The sequence below is a fragment of the Nocardioides stalactiti genome, assembly GCF_014180715.1.
GTDB classification, from domain to species: Bacteria; Actinomycetota; Actinomycetes; order Propionibacteriales; family Nocardioidaceae; genus Nocardioides; species Nocardioides stalactiti.
The window spans coordinates 1-6932 of sequence record NZ_JACEFC010000166.1 but is presented as its reverse complement, the minus strand read 5'-3'; the positions used below and the strand labels follow the sequence as shown (position 1 = coordinate 6932).

The following is a 6932-nucleotide window of genomic DNA, read 5'->3' as shown; positions in this document are numbered from 1 at the left end:
CGCGGTGATGAAGGGCGGCACCGCCGGGCCGGCAGGAGTCGCCGCCATCGTCCTCGTCCTCGGTGTCCAGGCGGCCGCGCTGGCGTCGTACGTCGGCGAGGCGCGGAGCGCGGCCGTCGCCGGCCTGGCGGTCTGCGCGTCCCGCGCGGCCCTCTGGATCACGTGCGCGACCGGCGTACCGCCTGCTCGCCCCGACGGACTCGGCTCGACCTTCACCGGTCGCGTCCCCGGCTGGTGGACCCTCCTCGGCTGGGCTCTCCTCGCCGCGGCCACCGTCGCCGTCGACCCGCAGCGCGGACCGATCGCGGTCGCCGTCGCCGCCCTGCTGGTCGTCGTACTCGTCGCCCGGACCACACGTCGCTTCGGTGGCGTCACCGGCGACGTCTTCGGTGCGGGGATCGAGATCGCGCTCGCCGCACTGCTCCTCGGGCTCGCCGGCGCCTGAACCCCACGAACTTGCACGGTTCGGCCCACGAACTTGCACGGTTCGGTCGACGAATCCGCACGGTTCGTCGGGTACGGCGACCGAAGTGTGCAGGTTGGGCGACCGAACCGTGCGGGTTGGGCGACCGAAGTGTGCGGGTTGGGCGGGTCAGAGGATGAGGACGCGACCGGCGACGACGAGGTGGACCTCGTTGCAGGCGCGAGCGACCCGCTGGTTGATGGTGCCGAGGAGGTCGCGGAAGACCCGGCCCGAGCGGTGCTCGGGGACCACGCCGAGGCCGACCTCGTTGGTGACGACGACGACCGGCGCGGTGGCGGCGCGCAGCGTGGCGACGAGGCCGGTGGTGCGGGCGCTGACGTAGGCCTCGATCTCCTCGATCGGCGCCTCCCACAGGTCGGCGGCACTCAGGATCGCGTCGAGCCAGGTGCCGAGGCAGTCGACGAGGACCGGGGTGGTCGCCTCGGCGAGCGCGACGGCGAGGTCGCTGGTCTCCAGCGTGCTCCACGTCGCCGGGCGCCGCTCACGGTGGGCCGCCACCCGGGCGTGCCAGTCGGCGTCGTCGTACGACGGACCCGCGGCGACGTAGGTCGTGGCCGGCTCGTCGAGGAGGAGTGCCTCGGCGTGCGCCGACTTGCCGGACCGCACCCCTCCGGTCACCAGGACCACCTGGTCAGCCATGACGGAACGCCACCTTCCGGGTCGTGAGGTCGGCCTCGGCGAGCCGGACCCGGACCGCGGTCCCGAGCGGCAGGTCGGTGTCGGACGACACCGGCGCTTCCACCCCGATCTCCGAGAGCACGACGACGCCCTTGCGTGCATCGTCGCCGTGCACGCTGGTGATGACGCCCTCGAAGACCTCGCCGACCCGCCCCGTCAGCAGGCCGGCCTCGATCACGTCGAGCACCGCCCGCTCGTAGCCGCTCGCCCGCCGGCCGGACTCCTCGAGGGTCCGCGGCAGGTCGGTCAGCGCGGCGCGCACCCAGTCGGGCACCGGCTCACCAGCACACAGCGCCACGCAGACCTCGCCGGCGTAACGGTCGCCGAGGCGGCGCAGCGGTGCGGTCACGTGGGCGTAGGGAGCCGCGATCGCGGCGTGCTCGTGCGCGGCCGGCACGGCGCCGTCGAACGAGACGTAGCCGCTCCCCCGCAGCAGCCGCGTGCAGGCGACGACCATCGCCTGGTGTGCTGGCACCGTGGTGTCGAGCGAGCGGATGAAGGCGTCGTACGGCGTCGCCTCGGGCCAGTCGATCCCGAGACCCTGCGCGACCCGGTGCAGCCGGGCGACGTCGCGCGGGTCGGCCGGCGGCAGCGTGCGCAGCAGACCGACCGCGCCGTCGATCATCAGCCGGGCCGCGCTCATCCCGGTCAGCAGCGAGACCTGGGCGTTCCACTGCTCGACGGGGAGTTGGCGGCGGAGCTCCAGTCGGAAGGCGCCGTCGTCACCGACGGCGACCTCCTGCTCCGGCAACGGGAGCGAGACCCCGCCGCGCGCGGCCTCCTGCTGCTCGCGGAGCCGACCGACCTCACGCAGCAGCTGGAGCACCTCGCCGGCGGTGCCATCGTCGAGCGCCGTCTGCGCACCGTCGTAGGACCACCGCTCGCGGGAGCGCACCAGCGCTCGTTCGACCGTGACGCTCGTGGGCGTGCCGGTCGCGTCGAGCGCCAACGTCCAGAACAGTGCCGGCCGGACCTGGTCCGGCAGCAGCGACGCAGCACCCTCGGACAGGGCCGCCGGGTGCAACGGGATCCGGCTGCCGGCGCCGTACAGCGTCTCGCCGCGCCGGTGCGCCTCGAGGTCGACCGGGTCCCCCGGCCGTACGAACGCCGCGACGTCGGCGATGGCGTAGTGCACGACGTAGCCGTCGCCGGACCGTTCGACGTGGAGCGCCTGGTCGAGGTCCATCGAGCCCTCGGGGTCGATGGTGAGCAGCGCGACGTCGGTCCGGTCGAGCGACGGCAGCGTGGGCGAGGCGGCCGCGCGCTCGGCGGCCTCCTGGACCTCGGCGGGGAACGAGCCGGGCAGCTCGAGCTCCCGCTCCACGTCCGCGAGTGCGGTGCGCAGGGCCGCGGACGCGTCAGGACGCGCGGGGCTGTCCTTGACCCGGACCACCAGGTTGCTCGGCATGGACCCGACCCTAGAGGAGCCGTCACAACGCGCCGGCCGGGCCGGGCCGGTTCAGCCCGCAGTCACCTGCTCGCCATCTCAGGGCCGCCTACTACCCTCGGACATCGTGCTGATCCTGCTGCCGCCGAGCGAAGGAAAGTCCGCTCCCGGGCGGGGTCGCCCCCTGGAGCTGAAGGAGCTCTCGCTGCCGTCGCTGACGCCCGCTCGCGAGCGGGTCCTCGACGCGCTGGTGACCCTGTGCCGCGACGAGCCGGACCACGCCGCGACGGTGCTGGGCCTGTCCCGCACCCAGTTCGACCTGGTGTCGCGCAACGCCACCCTCGAGGACGCGCCGACCGCCCGCGCGGACCGGATCTACGACGGCGTCCTGTACGACGCGCTCGGCCTCGGCTCGCTCTCGCCGTCGGCGAAGCGTCGCGCGGCGTCGCGGCTGGCGATCACCTCGAGCCTGTTCGGCCTGGTGCGGGTCGGCGACCGGATCCCGGCCTACCGCCTCTCCGGCGACGCCACCGTGCCCGGTCTCGGCCCGGTGGCCGGCTGGTGGCGTGAGTCGCTGGGTCCCGCTGTGCAGGAGGCCCTGGGCCGTGGTCTGCTCGTCGACCTCCGGTCGAGCATGTACGCCGGCTTCTGGCGCCCGCCCGTCGAGCTCGCCCCGCGGGTGGCGACGGTCCGCGTGCTGCACGAGGTCGCCGGTCGCCGCCAGGTGGTCAGCCACTTCAACAAGGCCACCAAGGGCCGCCTGGTCCGGGCCCTCCTCGAGGACGGCCGCGACGCCCGCACCCCGGACGCGCTCGCGGAGCTGCTCACCGACCTCGGCTGGCACGTCGAGACCGGCGAGGCCACCAAGCGGGGCACCCAGCTCGACGTCGTCGTCACCGAGGTCTGAGCCGCTACCAGCGGCCGGTGTCGAGCAGGCCGCGGTCGCCGGGCGGCAGCGCGTTGTAGAGACGGAGCGAGCCGCGGTCCTGGGACGGGGCGCCCTCGGGGCCGTCGGGGTAGAACGAGATCGCGGTGACCGACGCGGGGCTGAGCTCCATCCGGAAGACCGCGTCGAGCGGAGCCTTGAGGGCGTGTGCCACGAGGGTCTTGATGGGCGTCACGTGACTGACCACGACGACGGTGCGGCCGGGGTGCTGCTCGAGGACCCGGCCGAGCGCGGCGAGGACCCGCTCCTCGACGACGCGGAACGACTCGCCCCCGGGCGGCGGAGCGTCGAGGTCACCGAGCCAGGCCTCGAAGCTCTCCTTGTGCTGCTCGGCGACCTCCAGGAAGGTCAGTCCGTCCCAGGCGCCGAACTCCATCTCCGCGAAGCCGGGCTCCTCCTCCAGCGGGAGGCCGAGCTCGGCGGCGACGATCTCGGCCGACTCCCGGGTACGACGCACGGGCGAGCAGACGACGGCGTCGAGCCGGTCTCCGAGTCCCGCCAGCCAGGTGGCCGAGGCCCGGACCTGCTCGCGGCCCTCGTCGCTCAGCCCGGGGTTGTCGCCTCCGAGGCCCCCGGAGAACCGGCGCCCCGAGGTGTGCGGCGTGACACCGTGGCGCAGCAGGACGAGCGTGGTCGGGGTCGGGAGACCGGCGGGGCGCTCGCCCGCCTGGTCGACGGCCGGGGTCGTCGCCGGGCTCTCGATCTCCTCGATCAGCGACTCGTCGGCACCCGCGGCCCCGCCGTCGCCGGCGGTCACCTCAGAGTCCGCTCTCGCTGGTCCGCACGAGGATCCGCTGGCACTGCTCGCAGCGCACGACCTCGTCCTCGGCCTTGGCGCGGATGTCGGAGAGGTCGGCCGCGTCGAGGCTGAGCATGCAGCCGCCGCACTGGCGGGCGCGGAGCTCGGCCGCGCCGACCCCGTTCTTGTTCGTGCGGAGCTTGTCGTAGAGCGCGAGCAGGTCAGCCGGCACGTCCTCGACCACCGGGCCCCGCTCGTCGCCGATCCGGGCGAGGTCGGCGTCGATCGCGGCGCGCTTCTCGTCGCGGGCCTCGGTGAGCGCGACGATCCGCTCGTCGGTCTCGGCGAGGTCGGTCTGCATGACGGTGAGCTCGGACTGGGCGGCCTCGAGGTCCTCCATGACCGCGAGCTCCTCGTCCTCGAGGGTCGTGATCCGGCGCTCGAGGGTCTCGAGCTCGTGCTGCATCCGCTCGAGGTCCTTGGGGTTGCTGATGAGTCCCTGGTCCATCCGGTCCTGGTCGCGCTTGCGGCGCGCCTTGACCTGCTCGACGTCGGCGTCGGCCTTCTCCTGCGCGGAGGTGAGGTCGTCGACGACGATCTGCTGGTCTCGGCTGCGGCCGAGCACGTCGGCGCGGCGGACGGCGAGGGTCGCCAGCTCGGCGTCCTCGGCGAGGTGGGCGCGCTGGTGGCGCAGCTGGTCGGCGGCGGCGTCGAGCTTCTGGAGGTCCAGCAACCTCAGTTGTGCGGCAGGGTCGGCCTTCATCGAACGCTCGCTCTCATAGGCGCATTGTCCAGGGGTCGGTGCACAGCGTGCTCACCCGGGTGTCGACGTCGTTCCCGAACGCCTCCACCACCCGGGCGGCGACGACGGGGAGCCAGGTCCACTCGGCCGCCCAGTGGGCGACGTCGACGAGGGCCGGGCCGCCCTTCTCGACGAACTCCGCCGCCGGGTGGTGCCGCAGGTCACTGGTGACATACACGTCGACGTCGGACGCCGCGACCCGGTCGAGCAGGAAGTCGCCGGCGCCGCCGCACACGGCGACCTTCCGGACGACCCGGTCGGGGTCGCCGGCGACCCGGACGCCGTGCTGGGTCGCGGGCAGGGCGGCGGCGACGGTCTGGGCGAACTCGCCGAGTGTGGCCTGCGGGAGGGTGCCGACCCGTCCGGTCCCCGTCACCACGAGGCCGGGGTCGGCGAGCGCGACGACGTCGTACGCCGGCTCCTCGTAGGGGTGCGCGGCCAGCATCGCCGCGACGACCTGGGTGCGCAGGTGGCGGGCGAGCACCACCTCGATGCGCACCTCGGCGACCGTCTCGATCTCCCCGACCGTGCCGATCATCGGCGTCGCACCCTCCAGCGGACGGAACCGTCCCTCGCCGGTGGTGCTGAACGACGCGAAGTCGTAGTCGCCGATCGTGCCCGCGCCGGCCTCGGCGAGCGCGGCGCGGACCGGGGCGGCGGCGTCGCTCGGGACGAACACGGTGAGCTTGTCGATCGGCTCNGCTTGTCGATCGGCTCGCCCGCGGCCGGCACGAGCGGCGCGAGGTCGCCGAGCCCGAGCGCGAGGGCCAGCGCCTCGGAGACGCCGCCGACCGCCTGGTCGGCGTTGGTGTGGGCCGTGAGCAGGGCGCAGTCGGCCTTCGCGAGCGTCGCGAGCGTGCGCCCCTTCGGCGTCGTGGCCGCGAACCCGTGGACGGGCTTGAGGAAGAGCGGGTGGTGGACGACGAGCAGGTCGGCCTTCCAGTCGGCCGCTTCCTCCGCCACCGCCGGGCTCGGGTCGACGGCGAAGAGCACCTTCTTGACCGACCGGTCCGGGTCGCCGAGGACCAGACCGACCGCGTCCCAGTCGTCGGCGGTCGCCGGCGGGTACCACTCATGGATCTGGGAGACGACCTCCGCGAGCGTGGGCATGTCCGTCAACCTACTGGTCGCTGCCGTGCGGTCGGGATGGTTGGTAGGGTCGCCGGGCCAGTCGACCTCCACGCAGAGACATCTGGGTGGGGGTCAGGGAACCCGGTGAGAGTCCGGGACTGACGCGCAGCGGTGTGGGTGACGGGCGGAGCAAGATGTCACTGGGCCTCCTCGGGGGCCTGGGAAGGCGCTCCGTGCCGAGTGATCCCGAGTCCGAAGACCTGCTGGCCCTTGCGGTAGCCGCCGCGAGGTCATCCGCGGGCCACGCGTACGGCCCGAGACCTTGCGAGGAGCGCGATGAGCGCCACCGATCTCGGGCAGCCCGTCCGGTCCGCCCGGACGCGACCCGACCGCTGCCCCGGCGTGCTCCGGCCCTGGCCGGCCGACGACGGCGCGCTGGTGCGGATCCGTGTCCCCGGCGGTCGCCTTCCCACGGCCGCGCTGGTCGCGCTGGTGGGCGTCGCCCGGCAGTACGGCGACGGGCGGGTCCGGCTGACCGGCCGCGCCAACCTCCAGCTCCGTGCCCTCCCCCAGGTCGACGGCGCGCTGCCCGGCGCGGTGGTCGACGCGGTCGAGGCGACCGGCCTGCTGCCCTCCCGCAGCCACGACCTCGCGCGCAACGTCCTCTGCTCGCCCCAGACCGGCCGGGCCGGGGGCCTCGCCGACCTGCGCCCCGTCGTCGTGGACCTCGACCGCTCGATCTGCGCGTCCCCGGCGCTGGCCACGCTGCCGGGTCGCTTCCTCTTCACCCTCGACGACGGGCGCGGCGACGTCCGCGGCCGCCAC

Annotated in this window: 8 protein-coding genes, 1 pseudogene and 1 riboswitch; of the genes and pseudogenes, 3 read left to right on the top strand and 6 right to left on the bottom strand. The window is 74.2% G+C overall.

Annotated elements, in window-relative coordinates; translation table 11 throughout:
- Window positions 1-445: adenosylcobinamide-GDP ribazoletransferase (locus H0487_RS20990; protein ID WP_183096171.1), on the top strand; the 445-nt coding region annotated here is incomplete at its 5' end.
- A 147-nt stretch (window positions 446-592) separates the two neighbouring features.
- On the opposite strand, the gene cobU is transcribed toward H0487_RS20990, so the two are convergent.
- Both cobU and H0487_RS20980 read right to left on the bottom strand, forming a co-directional pair.
- Window positions 593-1123, bottom strand: a complete 531-nt coding sequence (gene cobU, locus H0487_RS20985) for a bifunctional adenosylcobinamide kinase/adenosylcobinamide-phosphate guanylyltransferase (RefSeq protein ID WP_183096170.1) — start codon at window positions 1121-1123, stop codon at window positions 593-595.
- A complete protein-coding gene (locus H0487_RS20980; protein WP_183096169.1) occupies window positions 1116-2570 on the bottom strand; it encodes an RNB domain-containing ribonuclease in 1455 nt (484 codons plus the stop codon). Before H0487_RS20980 ends, cobU begins: the two co-directional genes overlap by 8 nt.
- A gap of 106 nt (window positions 2571-2676) precedes the next feature.
- On the opposite strand from H0487_RS20980, the gene yaaA reads away from it, so the two are divergent.
- Entirely contained in the window at window positions 2677-3456 is a 780-nt protein-coding gene (gene yaaA / locus H0487_RS20975; RefSeq protein WP_183096168.1) for a peroxide stress protein YaaA, read from the top strand.
- A gap of 4 nt (window positions 3457-3460) precedes the next feature.
- Here the strand turns inward: yaaA and H0487_RS20970 are convergent, their stop codons facing one another.
- The 4 genes and pseudogenes from H0487_RS20970 to H0487_RS24390 all read right to left on the bottom strand — a co-directional run.
- Complete coding sequence (locus H0487_RS20970) at window positions 3461-4252, bottom strand: histidine phosphatase family protein (RefSeq protein ID WP_183096167.1); 792 nt, start codon at window positions 4250-4252, stop codon at window positions 3461-3463.
- A gap of 1 nt (window position 4253) precedes the next feature.
- Complete coding sequence (locus tag H0487_RS20965) at window positions 4254-4997, bottom strand: zinc ribbon domain-containing protein (protein WP_183096166.1); 744 nt, start codon at window positions 4995-4997, stop codon at window positions 4254-4256.
- Between the two features lie 13 nt (window positions 4998-5010).
- Window positions 5011-5715 (bottom strand): Nif3-like dinuclear metal center hexameric protein, encoded by a 705-nt coding sequence (locus H0487_RS23640; RefSeq protein ID WP_312856045.1) that lies wholly within the window; start codon window positions 5713-5715, stop codon window positions 5011-5013.
- A gap of 107 nt (window positions 5716-5822) precedes the next feature.
- Window positions 5823-6146 (bottom strand): annotated as a pseudogene (locus H0487_RS24390) (Nif3-like dinuclear metal center hexameric protein); the annotation flags it as partial.
- 41 nt (window positions 6147-6187) lie between these two features.
- Window positions 6188-6390, top strand: a riboswitch (cobalamin riboswitch).
- A 53-nt stretch (window positions 6391-6443) separates the two neighbouring features.
- Here H0487_RS24390 and H0487_RS20950 point away from each other — a divergent pair.
- The coding region (locus tag H0487_RS20950; RefSeq protein ID WP_512698510.1) for a ferredoxin-like domain-containing protein at window positions 6444-6932 on the top strand (489 nt) is incomplete at its 3' end.

Excerpts from the sequence above, each read along its gene's own strand:
- H0487_RS20965 (WP_183096166.1), bottom strand. The coding sequence starts at position 4,997 with ATGAAGGCCGACCCTGCCGCACAACTGAGGTTGCTGGACCTCCAGAAG.
- H0487_RS20980 (WP_183096169.1), bottom strand. The coding sequence starts at position 2,570 with ATGCCGAGCAACCTGGTGGTCCGGGTCAAGGACAGCCCCGCGCGTCCT.
- cobU (WP_183096170.1), bottom strand. The coding sequence starts at position 1,123 with ATGGCTGACCAGGTGGTCCTGGTGACCGGAGGGGTGCGGTCCGGCAAG.